The sequence below is a fragment of the Xanthomonas euvesicatoria pv. euvesicatoria genome, from assembly GCF_020880415.1.
Classification (GTDB): Bacteria; Pseudomonadota; Gammaproteobacteria; order Xanthomonadales; family Xanthomonadaceae; genus Xanthomonas; species Xanthomonas euvesicatoria.
This window is the reverse complement of the sequence record NZ_JAJIUJ010000038.1, coordinates 1-20008: the sequence shown is the minus strand read 5'-3', so window position 1 is coordinate 20008 and position 20008 is coordinate 1. Positions and strand designations below refer to the sequence as shown.

At 59.6% G+C, this 20008-nt stretch carries 21 protein-coding genes; 10 read left to right on the top strand and 11 right to left on the bottom strand.

Features of this window, described 5'->3' with window-relative positions; all coding sequences use genetic code 11:
- Window positions 1–85: 85 nt before the first annotated feature.
- From LN450_RS06080 to LN450_RS06065, 4 genes are all read right to left on the bottom strand, one after another.
- Entirely contained in the window at window positions 86–319 is a 234-nt protein-coding gene (locus LN450_RS06080) for a hypothetical protein (protein WP_057680475.1), read from the bottom strand.
- A gap of 167 nt (window positions 320–486) precedes the next feature.
- Window positions 487–1137 carry a hypothetical protein gene (locus LN450_RS06075; RefSeq protein WP_057680474.1) on the bottom strand — a complete coding sequence of 217 codons (651 nt, stop codon included), beginning with the start codon at window positions 1135–1137 and terminating at the stop codon, window positions 487–489.
- A gap of 103 nt (window positions 1138–1240) precedes the next feature.
- Entirely contained in the window at window positions 1241–1879 is a 639-nt protein-coding gene (locus LN450_RS06070) for a DUF6988 family protein (protein ID WP_057680473.1), read from the bottom strand.
- A gap of 200 nt (window positions 1880–2079) precedes the next feature.
- A complete protein-coding gene (locus tag LN450_RS06065) occupies window positions 2080–2559 on the bottom strand; it encodes a JAB domain-containing protein (RefSeq protein ID WP_425510710.1) in 480 nt (159 codons plus the stop codon).
- 450 nt (window positions 2560–3009) lie between these two features.
- Between LN450_RS06065 and LN450_RS06060 the strand changes: the two genes are divergently transcribed.
- Complete coding sequence (locus LN450_RS06060) at window positions 3010–3435, top strand: hypothetical protein (RefSeq protein WP_057680524.1); 426 nt, start codon at window positions 3010–3012, stop codon at window positions 3433–3435.
- 41 nt (window positions 3436–3476) lie between these two features.
- Here the strand turns inward: LN450_RS06060 and LN450_RS23235 are convergent, their stop codons facing one another.
- Entirely contained in the window at window positions 3477–3701 is a 225-nt protein-coding gene (locus LN450_RS23235; RefSeq protein WP_081033303.1) for a hypothetical protein, read from the bottom strand.
- Between the two features lie 172 nt (window positions 3702–3873).
- Entirely contained in the window at window positions 3874–4269 is a 396-nt protein-coding gene (locus tag LN450_RS06055) for an H-NS histone family protein (protein ID WP_081033302.1), read from the bottom strand.
- Between the two features lie 186 nt (window positions 4270–4455).
- On the opposite strand from LN450_RS06055, the gene LN450_RS06050 reads away from it, so the two are divergent.
- From LN450_RS06050 to LN450_RS06020, 7 genes are all read left to right on the top strand, one after another.
- Entirely contained in the window at window positions 4456–4737 is a 282-nt protein-coding gene (locus LN450_RS06050; protein WP_228892691.1) for a hypothetical protein, read from the top strand.
- A 574-nt stretch (window positions 4738–5311) separates the two neighbouring features.
- Entirely contained in the window at window positions 5312–5533 is a 222-nt protein-coding gene (locus LN450_RS06045) for a hypothetical protein (RefSeq protein ID WP_169789622.1), read from the top strand.
- The gene (locus tag LN450_RS06040) at window positions 5530–6615 is read left to right on the top strand and encodes a DNA-methyltransferase (protein WP_228892683.1); all 1086 of its coding nucleotides are present in this window, start codon (window positions 5530–5532) and stop codon (window positions 6613–6615) included. The genes LN450_RS06045 and LN450_RS06040 overlap by 4 nt, the downstream gene beginning before the upstream one ends.
- Before the next feature lie 4 nt (window positions 6616–6619).
- Window positions 6620–8626, top strand: a complete 2007-nt coding sequence (locus LN450_RS06035; protein WP_057680216.1) for an McrB family protein — start codon at window positions 6620–6622, stop codon at window positions 8624–8626.
- Window positions 8623–10629 (top strand): DUF2357 domain-containing protein, encoded by a 2007-nt coding sequence (locus LN450_RS06030; RefSeq protein WP_057680217.1) that lies wholly within the window; start codon window positions 8623–8625, stop codon window positions 10627–10629. The genes LN450_RS06035 and LN450_RS06030 overlap by 4 nt, the downstream gene beginning before the upstream one ends.
- A gap of 354 nt (window positions 10630–10983) precedes the next feature.
- Complete coding sequence (locus LN450_RS06025) at window positions 10984–11334, top strand: hypothetical protein (protein WP_160291450.1); 351 nt, start codon at window positions 10984–10986, stop codon at window positions 11332–11334.
- Between the two features lie 317 nt (window positions 11335–11651).
- Complete coding sequence (locus LN450_RS06020) at window positions 11652–13430, top strand: asparagine synthase-related protein (protein ID WP_160291449.1); 1779 nt, start codon at window positions 11652–11654, stop codon at window positions 13428–13430.
- A gap of 171 nt (window positions 13431–13601) precedes the next feature.
- Here LN450_RS06020 and LN450_RS06015 read toward each other — a convergent pair whose 3' ends face one another.
- The gene (locus LN450_RS06015; RefSeq protein WP_008577255.1) at window positions 13602–13778 is read right to left on the bottom strand and encodes a hypothetical protein; all 177 of its coding nucleotides are present in this window, start codon (window positions 13776–13778) and stop codon (window positions 13602–13604) included.
- A 78-nt stretch (window positions 13779–13856) separates the two neighbouring features.
- The gene (locus LN450_RS06010) at window positions 13857–14105 is read right to left on the bottom strand and encodes a hypothetical protein (RefSeq protein WP_014089797.1); all 249 of its coding nucleotides are present in this window, start codon (window positions 14103–14105) and stop codon (window positions 13857–13859) included.
- Between the two features lie 198 nt (window positions 14106–14303).
- Here LN450_RS06010 and LN450_RS06005 point away from each other — a divergent pair, with 198 nt between their 5' ends.
- A complete protein-coding gene (locus LN450_RS06005) occupies window positions 14304–15959 on the top strand; it encodes a sensor domain-containing diguanylate cyclase (protein WP_039418344.1) in 1656 nt (551 codons plus the stop codon).
- 182 nt (window positions 15960–16141) lie between these two features.
- Here the strand turns inward: LN450_RS06005 and LN450_RS06000 are convergent, their stop codons facing one another.
- Entirely contained in the window at window positions 16142–16447 is a 306-nt protein-coding gene (locus LN450_RS06000; RefSeq protein ID WP_008577261.1) for a hypothetical protein, read from the bottom strand.
- 94 nt (window positions 16448–16541) lie between these two features.
- On the opposite strand from LN450_RS06000, the gene LN450_RS05995 reads away from it, so the two are divergent.
- Window positions 16542–17516 (top strand): GGDEF domain-containing protein, encoded by a 975-nt coding sequence (locus LN450_RS05995; RefSeq protein ID WP_011346943.1) that lies wholly within the window; start codon window positions 16542–16544, stop codon window positions 17514–17516.
- 252 nt (window positions 17517–17768) lie between these two features.
- Here the strand turns inward: LN450_RS05995 and LN450_RS05990 are convergent, their stop codons facing one another.
- Together LN450_RS05990 and LN450_RS05985 are read right to left on the bottom strand one after the other, a co-directional pair.
- A complete protein-coding gene (locus LN450_RS05990) occupies window positions 17769–19193 on the bottom strand; it encodes an efflux transporter outer membrane subunit (RefSeq protein ID WP_039418342.1) in 1425 nt (474 codons plus the stop codon).
- Window positions 19187–19918: an SDR family oxidoreductase gene (locus LN450_RS05985; RefSeq protein ID WP_008577266.1), complete on the bottom strand. Its 732-nt coding sequence runs from the start codon at window positions 19916–19918 to the stop codon at window positions 19187–19189. The genes LN450_RS05990 and LN450_RS05985 overlap by 7 nt, the downstream gene beginning before the upstream one ends.
- Window positions 19919–20008: the final 90 nt, after the last annotated feature.

The following is a 20008-nucleotide window of genomic DNA, read 5'->3' as shown; positions in this document are numbered from 1 at the left end:
TCCTCTCCTTCAACTTAACGCCATCACGCCTTTCGTCAAGATCGCAGCGTGATGGCGACAATCGATTGAGCAGGCCAAACGGGACTTACAGATCGTCAATGTCTGGAACATCGTTATCGTAGTCGCACGCGATGAGCGTTCCGGCGTCGTCTTCAATGCGTTCGATCGTAAGGTCACTGACCCATTGTTCGAACTCGAAGTCACTCTCGGGCAGTGCATCGATATCGCACTTGGCAAGTGCTTCTGCTGGCGAGTTCGCCTCAATTGTCGCCCAATGGACGACTTGGACGGTGCCGTTGATCTCAATGATGTATTTCATGGTGCGCTCCGTGCTTGGCGTTGGCCGAGCTTCGAAGCGCAATCTATGCATCGGATGCATCTTGCTAAAGGATGAAAACGCCCCGGATCGATGAACACCCATTCATCCGTAAACTACAATCCTGGCGAATTGATGCGTCAGACCGTCAATGTCGTAGGTCGGCCTGGCTAGACGGGCTTCGTGTCTTCATCCAGCTCTTGGCGATCCAGCCAAGCCATCTGGGCTGCATGGAAGGCCATCAAATGAAAGCGGTAGGCATTTCGCCAACGCCTCTTCTCAGAGCTTAATTGCCAAGGCAATTCCAAGACCTGATCGATGGTCAGAGCCAAGATCGTTGCTCCCTGCTGGAATGCTTCTTCAATCGCACTCATATCGAGCCCCGTGATCCCCGCATGCGAGATCACGCTCTTGATCTTGCCAGCCGGCGCGCGGATCACAATGAAGGGAATCCCCTTCCCCGTTCGACCGAACTTGCCCGAGATCGGCTCTTGGATCTTTTCGCGCGCTTTGGTGACTTGGGCATACCACGTCAAGAGTTCTACCTTAGAAATCGAGCGTGGCGTGCTCTTGCTGATCAGAAACGGATTGCCATGCTCACGCTTGAATTGGTCGAACTGGCGTCTCGGGATGCCAAGGTAGAACTCCGCCATGGCTTGGGTAAAGCGCGTTGTGCTCGGAGAGCGATCAAGTCGTTGCCTCAGGCCATCGAAATCCCGGATGGCGATGATGGCCTCGCGCTCATCACGCTTCGCGATGACTTCAAGCGCAGCGCGTAAAAATCCGTCTTCGAAGCTTTCCGCCTTCCCGATGTTCGTCATCCGACCCCCTCACTTGTTCAGGCCTTACTGCGAGAACCTTGCATCGCAAGCTTGCCACTCACCAGCCTGAAAGCCCGTTGGCGATGGCGCTTGCCTGAAAATCCTAACGTATCCGTGGAGGAAGCACAGCGGGAAATCCGTCCGACGTCTTGACAACCCATCGCACCGCGTCTTGGCTACCTGTAGTGATCGCAAGTTGCATGTGGGCCATCACCACGAGCGCGTTGCTTTGTTTGACAACCAGCTCCACGAGTTCAAGCGGGAAGCCCGTTCGCAATCGATGAAGTGCATGTGCACCCGCGTGGACAAACGAGTTGAGTGCCGCCCAAGAGTATTTCTTGAACTCCAAAAACGCCCGCAGTGGCTCGGCTGCCTGCTTCACCGTTTCCAGAGCTTGAAGCATCTTGGATAGCATGGGCAAGCGAGCCGCTAGTGATTCACTTGTCGGTGTCAGCTCTTCCTGCAAGCAGGCCACCTCAGTATCACTCGCGCAGTAAAGGACCCACACGGCTCTCACCAGTGCTTCGAACTGCGCACGATGAATGACCAAGGTGGAGGGCTCAGCGCCAACTGCGAGTAGGTAGCGACTCGCAGCGGCATGCTCAATCGAAAGCAGGCAAAGGGCGCGACAAACTTGAAGGCGATCACTTTGATCAAACGGTGGAGCCGCTGTGATCGGCGCCAACGCCCCCAATAGCTCATCAGAACCCACAAAGAGCTTCTCAACCCGCTCAGACATCATGCTTCCCGAAGCATTGAAACAGCTGGATCGCATCCTGGCTCATCAATAACTCCCTCCTTCGATTTCTCATTTGGATCTTGCCGTAATGGCGTAAGCAGCGGAAGAAGCTTGAAGACCGGACTCAAGCGTAGCGCCATATCTTTTGCAAGATCAGGCGCACTGGGTGGTCTTCTGCTACCAACCGACGAAAGAGAGGGGGGCTACGCCCACCCTCTTGCTGCAAGGCTGGTGTGCTGACGCCCGCCGATCACCAGGTGGTCCAGCACCCGGATGTCGAGGAGGCTCAATGCCTGCTGCAGGCGCTCGGTAACCTTGCGGTCAGCTTCGCTTGGTTCCGGATTGCCGCTTGGGTGATTGTGGAAAAGGATGACGGCAGCGGCGTTCAAATCTAGGGCGCGCTTGACGACTACTCGGGGATGAATATCGCAGCCGTCGATAGTGCCGAAGAAGAGATGTTCGGTTGCCAAGATCTGGTGCTTGATGTCCAGGAAGACGACCCCGAAGACTTCGTGCGGCAGGTGAGCGCAGCGGGCAATCAGGTAGTCGCCGGCTTGCTCGGGGCTGTGGATGCGGCCTTGGCGTTGAAGGCGTTGTTCCAGGATGGTTGCTGCGGCGAGCAAGATGCCCTCTTCGTCCATCTGGAGTTGGTATTGAGCCTTGATGTCTCGGGTGCGCTTCATCGGTTCTTCTCCACCAGCGCGTTGTGCGCCTCGTGGGAACCGACAGGCGAAGCGTCCGGCCCTACCGCACCCGAGAGCGAGCACTGCGCAAGCAGCGCGCAGCGAAGGGCCGCAACAAAGCGCCAGCGTCGAGAAGGAGGCCTGTCCTTGCGGTCGGGACAGCGAAGCTAAGGTCCCTTTCAGAGGCCCAGCGCTGGTGGAGAGTAGTGATGCGCTACTCCCATGCCGGTGGTTGAACAGCCAGGAGGACAGCATGTTGCTGGCGTGCCATTTTTGCCAACGATCCTCGCGCTTTTTTGCCGATCGCTAACTTGTTCATGCCGTAGACGTCCGCTCAAACGAAGTGCTCGTGCCCACAGCATTCCGGCTGCACTAATCTCAGACACCCAACTCGACCGGGCGTCGTGAGGCTATGGGACACTCGGGCTATCTCCGGACCTGAGGCCAACTATGCGAAACGCTCAGCTAACGGCCACCCTGGCTTCTCGAATACGAGTGCAAATACTCGCAGCATTGGTGGTCATATCACTTACGGGATGCGCGGCGGCTGGCCCCTTCACTAGCCAGGCGATCGAGGGCCCAGTGCGGTTAGGAGAGATTGCGGCAGTTAACCGACACAAAGTGCGCCCTGACCGCGTCATTGAGGACAGCCGTTGTCCGACCGATGTTCAATGCATCCAGGCTGGACGAATGATTGTCAAAGTGACAGTGATTGGCGGCGGCTGGTCCAAGCAGATCGACATTACGCTTGGCGTTCCAGTGCCTGTTGCCGACGGCATGCTGACGTTGGTGGACGCCACACCCGTGCCCAGTGCTCAGAAAACCATCACACCGTCCTCTACTCGTTTCACATTCAAATTTCGGGGCGGCCGTTAGCTAAGCGCATTCAACTTGTAGTGCCTTGGCCGTTTGCGCTTCTAGCCTAGTTCGTCAGTGCTGGTGAGCCCATGCCAAGCCAAGATCTCGTTGAGACGTCGACCAACAAATTCCGCATCCTGAGCAGTGAGAGCCTTTGCTTCAATGATCTGCGCCATGCCTGCGAACGCGCGTAAGAAATGGCATCTGTCAGGACTTGCTGCCCGTAACGCCGGCACCGCATCGTCCAAGTGGTCAAGGTGGGTTCGCAACTCGGCTCTGTTCATAGCTCAGAGTATCGGCGGCACTGTCGCAAAATTTGAGACACATGGCCGCGCCCCCCCTAGCTGAGAAGCCGGCGCAGGAGGGCCTAGCGCCCTCCTACGCCCATTTGCGCAAAGCAACCCCGCCAAGCCTCACATTTGCTAAAAAACATCACACCACGGGGCTTTGTAAAGCTCACCCCGGATACTTAGGAAACTTCTCACCCGGGTGCTTAGCCTTCCACTCTTTATAAGAAGCACTGCCCTGCCAAATTGTGAATGCCTTAGGCGGACGGCCACGCCCTGACCACGTTTCTTGGTTGTGTGGCAGCCAATACTTCGGCGCTACTTCTTTCCTTGTAGAAGCTGCCTTTTTCGGCTTAGCCATCCCAACGCCCAGCAGATATGCAATTTCAGACTTTTGCTTTGCACTGAAATGCTCGGTGTATTGGTCGAGCAGCTTGACGATCTCCGAATAGGCTTCGGACGACTGTTGCTGGCGAAGCTGAGCCTCCTGCTCTTCTAACTTACGAATTTCTTCTGCCAGTTTTTCCTTGGCAGCGGCAAGTGCACTCAGAGACGCGTTGTTCATTCGAAGCCGATCCATTCAATTGATTAGTAAATTATTCGCGAAAATCGAGCCCAGTAGAGCCCTACTTTACCTATCACCAAGCTCGGCTTGCGCTCCCGATAATTTAAAATTGTTACGCAAGGCTTACGCCGGTTGACGTTTTTCGAGCAAAATGACGTTGCGTGCCCCTCGCCGCCTAGATATCCAATGTTAGGAGCCAATGACTTGACATGCTCCATTATTCGATTACAAAAGCAAGCCACCCTCATCGACGCCATCCATATGAAAATTGAAGATTTTTGGAACCAAGCCTTCATAGCAGCATTGGCTAGACTCCCCGTTGCGGAAGCTAAACAAGAAGCCACGAATGCACTCAACGCATGCATTGATCATTGGAGCGATGATGGACGTCAATATCATCCTCAACTTCCACAGCGGTGGTCCGATGCCGAAATCACTTCAATACCCAGACGCGGTAAACATTTTTAACCTCTGTAGCCAGGTGGAAATGGCTCGGGATCTTCTTCAAAAGAATAGCCCATATCCTCCGCCCTCTTTATTGCTTGCTCCTCCGTGGCTCCACTGCACACAAAATTCCGGGGTGGTGGATCGGTAAGCACCAAGAACCATTCCGGGTTATCCGCCTGTTCCGGATGACCCCGCACCAGCTCTGATTTCACTAAGATAACTTTACGACTCGCCACTCGGGGAGTCGATTTAAAGCCCCCTAACGACATTTCTTCACCTCTTTTTAATTAAAAATAGGCCAATACTAATAGTATTCGAGCTACCTGGATTTGGATTTCTTCATCTTTTTGTCAAAACGAAGGCTTGCTGTAAGGACACTACAATTAGAGCCCCCTAGTCAATACACGATCATGCAACGACCGTCGATCAATGTAAAACTTCTCAAACACTGCGCACCATGCGCTCATCTTCTCGTAGCTCCTCGGCTGTGACCTGAAACCTCTTGATCACGATAAAAAAGGCTGTAGCGCAGGGTGGGCAAATGCATGCAATATGTACTATACTACCAGGATTGCACAGGCAATTGCGTTGCATCATGAATTTTAACAACATTAAAAGCAGCAATCTCAATTTGAGAGTTACCCCCTCTTTCAAGCGGGCTTTGAAAGCTGCAGCAGACCATGAGCAGCGAAGCATGGTGAACATGCTCGAAGTTTTAGTCGCCAGCTACTGTGAAAACAACCACATATCGATCCCCCCCAAATCTGAGAGTGAAGTGCATGCAGCCGGCAAAAGCCAAGCTAGGACTGCCCTGTGAGTAGCCAAGATATGGATATGCGAGGAGATTTTCTTTGCGAAGACGGTTCACCCGCCGCTTCAATCAAAACCGCCCAGAAAATCTCTAAGTCAGCGGCCCAAAGAAGTGCCTCACAATCGGCACAGCGCAAAACGGATAAAAAGAAAGCACAACCTACTAAAGCCAACTTGGCGCAGATCCCGCAAGTGGCCAGCGCTGAAGCATTTGCCAACGAAGGTCTACGTAAGGTGGCCTATTATGCTGACGACAATGTCCTGATCTTCAATATGGATGTGCGTGAAGCTATGGAGCATCTTGCTGCGGCCGGCGTGTTTGTTAACTGCATGGTGACGTCTCCCCCGTTTTACGGGCAGCGTGACTATGGGATTAAGGGACAGATCGGACTCGAGGAGCATCCACGCGATTTTATTGACCAACTTGTCTCATGCTTCGACGCCGCTAGATCAGTGCTTGCGGAGAACGGCAGCCTTTGGGTGAATCTGGGTGATACATATTGGAGCGGCAAAGGCGAGCATAAGAGTGGCGAATCCAAACAAAGTGCCCGGCGCTTCGGATTGCGGCCTCAGGACAGGACCGGTGATGGTCTGCTTTGCAAACCCAAGCAACTTCTGCTGATCCCGCATCGGTTCGCCATCGCCATGCAAGATGCCGACTGGATCGTACGCAATGACAACGTGTGGGTGAAGCCCAACCCCATCCCTGACCAGGTTCGCGACCGCTGCTCGATTTCGCACGAATATGTGTTTCACCTAGTCAAGTCACGCTGGTATTACTTCAACAAGGACGCCGTCGGCCGCGCTTCGGAGAGCGGCAGCATCCTGCCGCCTTCGGACACCTGGGAGATCGCGCCGGCCCGCAGTTCTCACAAGCACAAAGCGCGATTTTCCGAAGAGTTAGTCCGCATTCCAATTCTGGCGACTACGCCCAAGGGTGGTGTGGTCCTAGATCCCTTCGGCGGCAGCGGAACAAGCCTAAAATTTGCACGCAAGCATGGTTTCCGTGCTATCGGCATCGACATCAAACCAGAGTTCTGCCAACTGATGGTCGATGGGCTGAAGACAGACACAACAATCTCAGGGTAGAGGCATGCCACAATTTCTGACCGCACAACGCATTAAATCCAGCATCGACGCGGTGGCGGACACCCGAGGGAAAGCAGCCCTCCTCGACTTCCTCATCCTTAAGCGGACGCTGGCGATCAAGGCACAGCCGAGCGTCGCCATCGTTCAGGGGGAAGCGGCATACATCCAAGCCACGACCGAGCTCGCAGGCGTCTTTGACAAGCCAAAAATCGATATTAATGCGCAGAAGGAGATCTTCAACGTCTTCTCGTCTCAGGACAAGAAGCAAGGCTTCAGAAACGGCAAATACATTTCTAACGGCACCGGGACGACAATCGCTGGTAATCCTTGGCAGACGGTAATCGAACTGTCAACTGATGACCCTCGCAAGGCCAGCCTGCGTGCCGGACATGAGGTCCACCTTGCCGATCTATTGTTGACGTCCGCCAAGGCTGCGAAGCCACGTTTGGGCGATGTGGCCGTCTTTCACTACCGCCGCACGAACATCGAAGCGATCCTGGGCGGTGAGGCCGACCCAGCCAAGCGATTCGACCTTCTCGAACAACGCATTGCTGCGGACTACGCTCTCAGCTCCACCGAGATCGCCAAGCTTTTCGACACAGGCGGAGGCTCGATTGAAGATGCGGACCTGCAGACTGCGGCTGCTGCACCGGAAGAATACCTTGATGGCTTGGCGCCTCCCACCACTGCTACAGCGGTCACAGGCAAGCTCTGCTCGTTCGACCTGGTAACCGCGTTGGCTGCCAAGCCCTTCGTCATCCTCACCGGCACCTCTGGCACGGGCAAGTCCCGCTCGACGTTGCGTCTGGCCGAGAGCCTGCAAGAGCTCTATGCCGGCCAGGTCGATGGCCAGATATTCCAACTCGTCTCTATTGGCCCAGACTGGACATCCCCCAAGAAGCTGCTGGGCTTCCGCACGCCATTCGGCCAAGCGCGGAGGCGCGACGACGGCACGGATACTAACGAGAGCTACGAGATCACGGAGTCGCTGCGGATCATTCTGCGGGCCTGCCACCCTAAGTCCACCAAGATCCCACACTTCCTCGTTTTCGACGAGATGAATCTCTCTCACGTCGAGCGCTACTTTGCGCCGTTCTTGTCCCTGATGGAGGCGTCGAGCATCCTTGAAGACGGCGAGAACGCCCCGATCATCGATCGCCAGTCGCTGGCCGTGATCAGCGAGCTGCTCAACGATGAGAACGAAGGCTCCACGGAAGCGCAGTCGGCCCAGCTCCTGGTCACCAACGGCCAGCCATTGAAGCTGCCTCCGAACCTGTTCTATGTGGGTACAGTGAACATCGACGAGACCACGCACATGTTCTCGCCGAAGGTGCTTGATCGCGCGCACGTTCTCGAAGTCAAAGCCCTGACTCCGAGCCAATACGTCGCTGGCTCGGGAGAAGGGACCACCATCGACTTATCGGTCGCAGATGACCTTCTGCGCCAAGCGATCGATGATCGCGAGGCCGACGAGGCCGTGGGCTCCAATCCCGCCGCCATCTTGGACCTTCTGGCCAGCAAGCATGGCGTCGGTGCTGTCGAGCTCGTTAGCGCCAAGGAACTGACGTTGAAGACGCTGGACGGCTGCTTCAAACTGTTGGGGCCAGTAGGCTTCGAGTTCGGCTTCCGCGTCGTCAAGGAGGTCTACGGCTACATGTACGTTTGGACCAAGGCTCAGCTTGCGACTGGCAAGCCTCCCGCTGCAGTGATGGCGGATTGGATCAATGGATTGGACCGTGCCATCTTCCAAAAGGTACTGCCGAAGATTCACGGCAACCGATCAGCCCTCGGCGACAGCCTCAAGGCTCTAGCCGCGTTCCTGGACGGTGCACACGGCAAGAGCGGGACGACGCCAGCCCGCTATCTACTCGGCACGGAGACAACAGTCGAGATTGCGCCCGGAGAAGCGCTCACCTTCCCCGCTGATAGCCAGTTCAGACAGTGTCGGGACAAGCTACTAGCCATGCATGCCCGGCTTATCTCTCGAAACCATGTGTCCTTCGTGAAGTGACAGAATTCGTCGCGCTCCATCGGGTCAAGTTCGATCTCGGCTCCGGCACTTCGATCGACATAGAAGCAGCCCTTGGCCGTGGCCGTCAGATTGCGGTCGATTGGGCGGCGCCAGACATGCTCGAGGCCGAGGTCGAGATCGACGTCGCCGCCGTCACTTCTGGATCGATGCTCCCGATGTGCTGGCGAGAGGCCGGGCATCTGTTCGAACGCTTCCAATTGCGCGAGGACACGGACTACTTCGTTGACATCAGCCTCCCAATTTCTTTGGATGAAGCGACGAAGCGAGCAGAGGCAGGCCGGCACTGGCCATTCGGCGCACGGCTAGCTAACGTGTTTAAACGCGATCCGTCGCGGCGGTGGAAAGAGACCGTGGCCAATGGCCAAGGGGCGGTGGTCGTCACCGGTCAGCTGCGTCTTCGCTCGCATGCCGGGGTCATCGACCTTGGCGTCGAGTTCGGCCGACCAATGATGGCAGAGGTTGCCTGCCGCAAGCTCAAATACTTCGAGGAGTTCAAGGAGCTCCTCGACAGCTTGGCAGGGAAGGCGGCGGAACTATTGCTCTCTTTAGATAGTCCAGTGTCCTTGTCCTTCGACCCGTCGGGTGACTTATCCAAGAACGATGCCGCCTTGCACTTCCTGATGCGGCACATCATGTCCAGCTCCAAGCTGCCGCTGGCCATCGACGAGATCGCTGCCCAGCCGCACTCGAAACTGATGGAGCAGATCGAGTTCGTCCGCATCGACGAGATCCAAGAGGCTGACCCGGAGCTCATCTCCGACGGATTCGACCCTTCGGAGATGGTCGCAGGCGGCCCGCTCAGTCGGATGTTCCGTGGCTATACGCCGACCGGCCTGCCTCGGCGCGACTCGTTCGAGACATTGGACACGCCCGAGAACCGCTATGCGAAAGCGTTCTTGGCGCACTGCGCACTGCTTGCCCGCCAGCTCGAAGCCCGCATGGGTGTGGGAGGTCGACGTGCTTCCCAGCGTGAAGCAAAGGCCTGGGCCGTTTCCCTCGACGAGGCTTTGCAGCACAGCATGTGGAGCGGCGTCGGCCCCCTGGGGCACATCCCCTCGAACTCTCAGGCCTTGCTTCGAAGGCGCGGTTACAAGGAGCTCTTCCACTTCGACTTGTCGTTGCGGATGAGCTTATCGTTGGCCTGGCGCCAAGGAGCTGAACTCGCCGACGGGCTGATCGGCGACATCCGCCCGGTCAATCAGATTTACGAATACTGGTGCTTTTTTATGCTAAGGGAAGCGCTCTTAGGCATATGCAGCGAAATGAGCGGCGGCAACTTCATCTGCCTACCAAAGGACGGGCTGAGTATTCAACTGACCAAAGGCCGGCGCAGCGAATGTCGCTTCGAATTCGTCGCGCCTAGCGGCAATCGGGTTTTAGCCTCTCTGTTCTACAACCAGCGATTCACGCGCTCAAAGCTTCCCAAGAGCGACTGGAGTGGCAGCTACACCGCCTCGTTCGCCCCTGATTTCAGCATTGTAATTTCGCCTGCCGGTCATCCTTCGGTGAAGCACTGGCTACATTTTGACGCTAAATACCGCTTGGAGCGCATGCAGGCCGAGGCACTCTTTGAAAGTGAAGAGGACGTGGAGGCCTCGGCCGAGCATCCGGCTCCACCCGAGTTAGCGATCGGCGAGTATGAGATTGAGCTCGCTCGCGTGCACAAGCAGGACGACTTATACAAGATGCACACCTATCGCGACGGCATCTTAGGCACTCGCGGAGCATACGTTCTCTTCCCCGGTGACACGATAGGCGGTCGCACCGTAGAGCCCAGTCCAAACCTGTTCGTTCGCCATCCCTCGGCGTTGGGCGGCGGGTCCGAGCACCGTATTCCGAGCGTGGGAGTATTTGACTTAGCACCCGGTGGGTCACCAGACCAGATAGAGGCGATTGCAGATTTGATTCGCGCAGCATTGACTATGGCTGCCCAAGACGCGCCATACCAGGAAGAGCAGGCGAACTTTTCTCCCATGCCATAAGCGGCTCAAGACTTAGCTGGCGGCCATTTGCTAAGGATTCGAATGCCACTTATACCTGTCGCGTGGCGCGCCAGCAGCAGCGCCACTCCACACTTACTCAGCTCAGGACTTTAGGTATCATTTGAGGTATCAAAGCAGGCACATCTGTTGGGCCTAAATATCTTTAGGATCAATGGGTTGTTTGAGGGCGTTTACAGGCTCCGCCCACCTCCACCAATGAGCGGACCGATGAGGTCCTGAGAAGGCCGGGAACCCCCGTAAAACAAGGGTTCCCGGCCTTTTTCATGTGCGACGCAGTGCGCAGGTGAACGTATCACGCCATGCGACGTTGGGGACATCTGGGGCATGCAGCCAATGGCCAACGTCGATACCCCCACGATGCCCTCACCCACCTTGCGATATGCCGCGCCAAAGCTGCGCTCGGATTCCGCCAGCACCGGCAAGCGGTCCGGCATACCGATATCGACTTCGATCAGCCGATGCCGGGGCGCCTTGTCGGCCACGATCTCCGCAGGGGCGCAGTCATTGGTTGCCGGCGGCGTGGCGGGCGAGAGAGCGATCAGGCAAACGCCATCTGCAACCTGTTCGAGTCATCGCTGCGCCTGGTTGCACGCGGCCATCCACGCGTTCGACATGACGCAGCGCACCGGAGCGACATCGATGCAAAGCGCTCAAAAAAACAGCGCCATCTCAACCGTTCCTTGATCATTTCCAGGCGGAATCCCCATACGACCAGCCCACCATGCGCGCCGCACCGGATCGGGAACGACGTCGCCAGCAAGTCGCGTTGCCCGGCCCAGTGCACCTCTCTATATGGTCAAGGGCGGACGGGTCAGATGTCGGGTATCTGTGGATTGTGGTCGGAACCAAATTCTCACAAAGACAGCAGCACGCTAGGACGGCGTGGAAGTGCGATGGTTGCTGTGATGAAGCACCGTGGAGATAAAGCGTGTGTGGCAACCGTCGTTGACACGCCCCTGGTACTTGCAGCATGCGGGAGCTCTGGTACCCCGGGGACTCGCATGGGCTTTTCTGCCGATGGTCGTTATCTTGTTGCTCTGGCTGGACGCGCCAATGGCCTCTCGCCGCTTTACAGCACACCAGAGGCTTGTGAGAGCGACACCTCTGCCGCAAGGATCGCGCAAAGCATTCAGTCGTTGGGGCTGCAGCAAACCCTAGAGCTCATCGATGGCAGCTTCTGCCTGGCCATTCTTGATCGTCGATTACACACGCTGTCGCTAGTGCGCGACCACATCGGTCAATGCAGCCTGTACTACGGCTGGACACATCAGGGTCTTGTGTTTGCTTCTGAACTCAAAGCGATCGCTTCCTCTCATGGCTTCAGTAACTCGCTCGATCGGAATGCGCTGACGCTCCTGCTGCGATATGGCTACATTCCATCGCCATATAGCATCCATCGAGGCATCTTCAAACTAGCGGCAGGAACCATTCAAGTTTTCAGCACGCTGGATGTGGAACGCGGTGCGCCTCATCACGACCCAAGCGAGGGGGCGCGCTACTGGCATCCGAAAAGAAATGTCAGCAACTTAATCCAAGCAAGAGAGCATGTGACCGAAGAGCGTGCGATCAGCCGCCTGCAGGATGCGCTCTCGATGGCGGTTGACCGCGTCAGCGATCACAGGACTGGTTCATTCCTGTCGGGAGGAACCGATTCCAGCCTAATCACGTCCCTCCTGCAGTCGCAACGCTCAACACCTGTCGATACCGTCACCATCGGATTTGAGGATGCCGACCACGACGAAATGGATTGGGCACAAAAGGTCGCAAGCCATCTCGGTACGCGGCATTTCCAACAACGCATCAGCGATCAGCAGGCCGTGGCCATTCTGCCGGAGATATCGGAGGCGTTTTGCGAACCCTTTGCGGACTCGTCCCAGATTCCGACACTGCTTGCAGCAGGCTCCGCGCGCCGCCAAGTCAGTCACATGCTGACAGGCGATGGAGGCGACGAATTGTTCTTCGGCCATGCCGCTTACGCGCGTGCACTGCGCAATGCGCGCCTGAGCTCCATGATCCCGGACACGCTGCGCTGTTCGCTGCGTCGCCGGGGCGTCTACACGAAGGAGTCGGCCCGTTTGGGCGGATGGCGAGCGGCCGTGGGGGAGACGATCAGCCGCTCGGTGGAAGAGAGCTACCTGCTCAGAGTCTCGCGTTGGCGCAACCCCCATTGCGCCGTGCTTGGCTCCATGGAGTACCCCACGATCTATGACACCCCCATGGAGCAGCTGACCGTCGGATCCCCAGGCGAGCGCGTTCTCTTTATGGACATTGCCATGGAACTTGGGGAAGGACTCATGACCAAAGTCGACCGCGCGTGCATGCTGCATGGCCTGAACACGTCTTCCCCCTTCCTGGATCAGCAGGTATTTCAGCTGGCCTGGCAGATTCCGCTCAAGCTCAAAATGGTTCGTGGGGAGCAAAAATACATTTTGAAGCGCCTGCTCGAACTGTATCTGCCGCAGGAGCTTATCTACCGACCCAAGCGAGGCTTCGGTGCGCCTGTCGGCCGCTGGCTACGCGGCCCCTTACGCGAGTGGGCTGAAGACTTGTTGACACCTTCAAAACTCGAAGAGCAAGGCGTCTTCGACGTCGGGGTGGTGACGCATCTCTGGCAAGCGTTCATCGCAGGTCAACGAAAGTGGCACACGCATCTTTGGCCCATTCTCATGTTCCAGGCTTGGCAGCAACGCTGGCAGCAGCGGCCCTCCTTTTGTGTGGACGAGGCGTGCCATCGCGATCCAGAAGGTATAAGCCACCTCACCATTGAGGCGTTCGTTTGACAGCGAGGTCACCGAAAGCGCTTGCGCGTTGCGACATGCGTCAGTGCGTGCTGGGGCCCTGCCCACCCGCTTCAACCTCGCCCCAGAGATAAACGGACAAGGCCGGGATTTCCCGATGCAGAGGTCAGACGTTGGCCATTGCGAAGGACGAAGCAGACTGCGCGCGCTGCGTCAGTTAGTGACGCGCGCGGCATGGTCGGGCTCATCGCGACGAACGAGGGCCCCTGCCCGGTCGTCGGCAGCTGCACACCGCGGGGCGGCATCGCCGCGGAGTTGATCGAACAAGGCCAGCAACGCGCTGGCTTCGTGTTGCAGCAACGCCAGTGCGCTTTTATTGGGCTCTTCCATTGCACTTGCTCCAGAGACGCTCGACGGCGCCCTGATCAAACCCGAGCAAATCGCGTGCCAGCCGTCAGGGCTTCCCGCTCAGGCGTACTCGCGCTGCTCTTGCGCCTTGGCGTGCATGGCTTCCAGCGTGACCATGCCGGCAATCCGGGCGGCTGCCATGGCGCTGCGATGGTCGGGAAAGGTCGACGACAGCGCGGCGCCTGCCAGGTTCGCGCCGCGGCCGATGCCGATCTGCGCAATATCCCAGCCTGCCACCCAGCCATGGGCGGGGGTATCGCCTTTGACGGCATGACAGGTGAGTTGGTAATTGCCTAGAAAAATGACCAACGGGCGCCCTTTTCGGTGACTGCTTGCCAGCATACCGCCACGACGCTGCTTCCGGGGGCAATGTGCCGTCTGCCAGCTGACTCGGCAAGCGAAGTGGAGCGTAGGCACGCCGCTTGCATCGGCCTCGACCAGACAATCGTGCCGGGGAACGCGGTGTTGACCAAACGAACCAAACGTCGCGCTGCCGGGGCCTCGCTGGTGGGCGGGCTGATCTTTGTCCTGATCGGCGTGGGCGGATATCTCACGACGCAGCGTTCGCTGTCGGACGCCGGCTGGGTGACGCACACGCAGGAAGTGATTGCCAGCATCGACGAAATCCAGGCGGGCATGCTGTCGGCGGAATCGTCGGCGCGCGGCTACGTCCTGACCGACAACGAGGCCTTTCTGGGCGTGTATGCCGATGCGATTGGCCGCCTGCCCGAGCGCATCGTGCGGCTGGATGCCCTGGTGCAGGACAACCCGACGCAGCGGCGCAATGTGGTCGTCCTGAGCCGTTTGGTGGACGCGCGCCTGGCGCAGATCGACGAGTTGTTGCATTGCTATCGCAAGCAAGGCCTGGATGGCGCGCGTGCGGCCATCGCGCGCGGGGTGTTCCAGACCGCTTCATCGCTGCGCCGCCAGGTGCAGGCCATGACGGAGCTGGAGCGGCAGCAACTGGTCAGGCGCAACGCGGCCACCACGCGCAGCGCACAGTGGGCGCTGTGGGTGACGGTGATCGGCATTGTCAGTGGCTTGCTGGTGATGCTGCTGGCCTACCGCTTGTTGTCGCGCGAGCTGGAACGGCGTACGCGTGCCGAAGACGACGCCAGCCGGACCAGCGAGCGCCTGATCGAGTCGTTTGCCGTACTCGAACGCACCTCCGCTGGTCTGGAGGCACTGGCACGCTATTCCGGGCTGCTGCAGAACTGCCGCGACGCCGAAGAAGCGCTGGAAATCACTGCACGCACGATTGCACCGCTGATTCCCGGTGCCGCCGGCGCGGTCTACCTGCTGCGCGCCTCGCGCGACCGCGCCGAACAGGTGGTTGCCTGGGGCGAGATGGCCGACGACGCCAGTACCAGCATCGCACCGGACAACTGCTGGGCGCTGCGCCGCGACCGCACCCATGTGGTGATGGACGCCAGCGCCGGGATGCTATGCCAGCATGCCGGCGTCAAGCTCCCGGCGAATGCGGCCACTGCCTGCATTCCGCTATCGGCGCAGGGCACGCAGTTGGGAATGCTGGCATTGCGTAGCGAAGACCCTGACGATCTTGCCTCGTTGACCGTGGCCGAGGCGGCAGCGGAACAACTGTCCTTGGCGCTGCACAACCTGCGCTTGCGCGAAACGCTGCGCCAGCAATCGATCCGCGACCCGTTGACAGGCCTGTACAACCGCCGCTATCTGGAAGAAACCCTCAATCACGAGTTGGCGCGCTGCACGCGCCGGGCGCTGCCGTTGTCGGTACTGATGCTGGATGTGGATCACTTCAAGCGGTTCAACGACCTGCATGGGCACAGCGGCGGCGACCGCGTACTGGCGGCCATTGGCGAATTGCTGCTGGCGCAGACGCGTGGCGAAGACATCTGCTGCCGGTACGGCGGCGAAGAATTGACGATCATCCTGCCTGAGGTCGATCTGCCAACCGCCTGCATGATGGCGGAGAAACTGCGCGCCGGCATCGAGGCCCTGCAGGTCATGGGCGACGGCGTCTGCCTGCCGAAGGTCACCGCCTCGTTCGGCGCAGCCAGCTTTCCCGATCACGCCGGCACCGTGGCCTCGTTGTTGCAACGGGCGGACGCGGCGCTGTATCGCGCCAAGCAGGGTGGCCGCAATCAGGTCGTGGGCGCGGATGTCCTTGCATTCGTGGCCTGAACGCAGGCAGCCGGGCGTGCTTTGTGCGGTCTGCCGTCAAGACTTGGGTTGCGCGGTCGACGCTCAGATCCGCATCGCGCGGGCTTGGCGAACCCGGGTGTGCGCCATGCCCGGATCATTCGCTGACGCGTGCATTGCAGCGACAAATGCACAAGCACAAGGGCTCATGCCAAGACGAGGCCTCAACCGCAGGACTGACCCGCGTCGTCGGTGGGGATCAGGCCCGCACCGGCCAGCATGCCGTCGATACGCGTACGCACATAGGCGGCATCGTCCTGCGCGGCGCTGCTCAGGATCGCTTCGGCACGCGCCTGAAAATCCAGGTAGTCGAAATCCGCATCTTCATCTGCCGACAACTTGGGCAACTCTTCCTGCAACGCGTCCAGGCGCGTGGCCAGTTCTTCGCGGGTGGGCATGGCAGACTCCGACAACCAAAACGATACGTTTGCGGCAGCGCCGTCAAGGATGTGCGAAGCCTTGCGCTGCAACGCTTCACTTTCCTACCCATTGCGGAGATGAAGACACGCTCAACTTTGACCGCACTCCGCCGATAATGATGCCGACTCCTATAGAACCTTCCCTGTGATCCTCCACCTGCGGCGGGATTTCCGACTCGGCATCGTCAAGATGCTCGGGCCAATCACCGCGCTGTTGCTTTGCCTCTATGCGGTGTACCTGGCCATGACCGGTCAGGCAGTTGCGTGTCTGGTCACCGCGGCGCTGGGCGTGCTCGCGGTATGGCGCGGCTGGCAGATGCGCAGTGCCGAAGACACCGGCGCCGGCGGCGTGTGGCTGGCGTCGATCAATGTTGGCGGGTGCCTGGTGGCGTGCTGGACCGGTGGCGTTGGCGCCCTGCCGTGGCTGTTCCCGGTGCTGGCCACCAATTATTTCTTGTGCGGGCCGCGGCGCGCGGTGTTGTTGAGCTTGCCGCTGCTGGCCGCCTTGTTGTTCTTGCCCGGCTTGATCACCAGCCCCGGCCAGGGTGTGTCGACGATCGTGGTGACGCTGGTGACGCTGGCGGTGGGCTACGCGTTTTCGCTGCGGATGCAGGACGACCGCGTGCATCTGGAAGAACTGGCCTCGCTGGACGCGCTGACCGGCTTGCCCAACCGTCGCATGCTGGAACGTGCGCTGACCCACCAGATCGATCAACGCCAACCGCACGACCGGCTCAACAGCCTGATCATCCTGGATCTGGATCACTTCAAGGAGGTCAACGATCTGTACGGGCACGCCGCCGGCGATGCGGCGCTCTCGGATCTGGCCACCATCCTGCGCTTCGAAGTCCGCGAACCGCACCAGGTGTTCCGTTTTGGCGGCGAAGAATTCGTGGTGCTGCTGCGTGCCGGCTCGCTGGCCGAACTGGAAGCGGCCACCGAACGCTTGCGCAAGGTGATACGCAACGGCTTGCGCGGACCCGGTGGGCGTATCACCGTCTCGCTGGGCGCGGCGCGCCACGATGGCGAAACGCATTGGCAGGACTGGTTTTCGCGTGCCGATGCAGCGCTGTATCTGGCCAAGAACGGCGGACGCGACAGCGTGCGGGTCGCCGAATAAGCGCCTGGCGGTATGCCTGCGCAGGGGTCCGCCTGGGCACACGCAGCTGGCAGTTGGGTAATCGCATTGGTCACGAATGCGATGGTGCTGATGAAGCGGCGGTAGCGCGCCTGTCAGAGAGGCGGGCGAACCGATGGCGTCGGATGCATGGCCGGTATCGCCAGCCATCACCCGCACACGTTCGCGCCTCGTTAGCTCTGACGCTGCAGCCAGAACTGCGGGGCGACCCACTGGCCGCCCCGCGCGCATCGTTCAACGATTGACTACGGCCACCGGTGCCGCAGGGGCTTGGTCCTGCTTCCAGCCACCGAGCGCCTTGTACACGCCGACCACACCGACATTCACCGCCGCTTCGGCCTGCGCCAACGCATCGTCGGCCGCCAGCTGGGTGCGCTGCGCATCCAGCAGGGTGAGGAAGTCTTCCGAGCCCTCGCGGTAGCGGATCTGCGCCAGCTGCTCGGCACGCCGCGCGGCATTGGCCTGCTCCACCACGATGGCCAGGCGCCCCTGCTGGCGGCCATAGCCGATCAACGCGTTTTCGGTGTCTTCCAGCGCCAGCAATACGGTTTGCTGATACTGGGCCAACGCACCTTCGGCCTGCGCCTTGCTGGCACGCAAGCGCGCACGCACGGTGCCGAAATCGAAGGCGGCCCAGCTGATCGACGGGGTCACCGACCAGGCCTTGGCGTTGCCCTCGGTCAACCTGGCTGCGTCGCCGGTGAGGAAGCCGACGAATCCGCTCACGCTGATGCGCGGAAACAGGTCGGCAGTGGCCACGCCCACTTGCGCGGTGGCTGCCGCCAGCCGGCGCTCGGCGCCGCGCACATCCGGACGCTGACGCAGCAAGCCGGCGGTATCGCCCAGCGGCAGCGGGCGCGCGAACGCCGGCATCTCGCGCGCGGCCAAGGTGGCATCCAACGCGTCCGGTTGCTGGCCCAGCAATACAGCCAGACGGTGGCGGTATTGCGCCTCGGCGGTTTCCAGCAGCGGAATATCCGCCTCGATCGCCTTCAACCGCGCCAGGCTGCTCTGCACGTCCAGTTCGCTGCCGGCACCCAGATCCCATCGGGTCTGGGTCAGCTTCTGGGTGTCGCGCAGGTTGGTGAGCGTGCGCTTGGAGACGTCCAAGCGCTTCTGGGTGCCGCGCAATTCGAAATAATTGCGCGCCACTTCGGCAGCAACGGTGACCTGCACGTCCTGCAGGTTGGCCTGCTCGGCATCCAGGTCGGCACGCGCGGCCTCCGATGCACGCCGCTGACGGCCGAACAGGTCCAGCTCCCACGCCGCATCCAGACCGAGCGTGGTCTGCTCGGTCAGAAAGCGCTGATTGCCGGCGATCACCTGCTGCTGCTCGCGACGATCGAAGCTGCCTTGCGCGGTGATATGCGGCGCCTGATCCAGGCGGCGCTCGACGAACACCGCGCGCGCCTGCTTGACGCGCGCCACCGCGATGCGCAGGTCGTGGTTGGCGAACAAGGCGTCGCGCACCAATTGCTCCAGCACCGGGTCGTCGAACTGCGACCACCAGTTGCCCACCGGCGACTGCGCGCTGTATGCCGGGTCTTGCGCGCCTTGCAGCGTCACCGCCGCCGGCGGATCGGGGCGGTAATCCGGCCCGACCGCGCAACCGCTGAGCACCAGCGCAGCCAGTGCCACGCTCAGGAAGTTTCTTACCATGGCAACACCTCTCCCAGATGGGTAAAGCTGCCGGTGGCACCGTGGGCATCCAACAGCGCCATTTGCACGCTGCTATGCGCGCCCTGCTCCACTTCGATTTCGCCGCCGCCACCGTTCATGTCGGTTTTGACGTAACCCGGATGCACCGTGTTGACCTTGATGGCGGTGTCGCGCAATTCGTAGGCCAGATGCACCGTCCAGCTGTTCAACGCGCTCTTGGACGCGTCGTAAGCAGGAATCTTGAAGTCGTAGATCGGCGAGCCGGGCTGGCTGTGCAAGGTCAGCGAACCGAGGATGCTCGACACGTTGACGATACGCCCGGCCAGCGAACGACGCAGCAGCGGCAGGAAGGCCTTGGTCACCTCGACCACCGCGAACAGATTGGTGTCGAAGGTGCGCTTCCACACCTCCAGGCTCTGCTGCGACGGGGTGCGCTGCATGTCCTCGATCATGATGCCGGCGTTGTTGATCAGGATGTCCAGATGACCATGGCGCTGCTCCACCGTGCCCACCGCGGCAGCAATGCTGATGTCGTCGTTGACGTCGAGCTGGATGGCCTCCACCGGCAGGCCTTCGGCCTGCAACTTGAGGGCCGCGGCCACGGCGTCGTCGCGCTTGCGGCCGGCCAGCAGCGTGTGCACGCCGGCGGTAGCCAATTGCCGAACGGTCTCCAGGCCGATGCCGCGGGTTGCGCCGGTGACCAATGCGATCTTGGTGTTGCTCATGTGTAAATCCTTCGAATGTATGTAGGGGGGAAGTGACGCGTACTTAGGCGTTGACGTGCGCGTGATCGTGCGCAACCGCAGGCGGTGTCG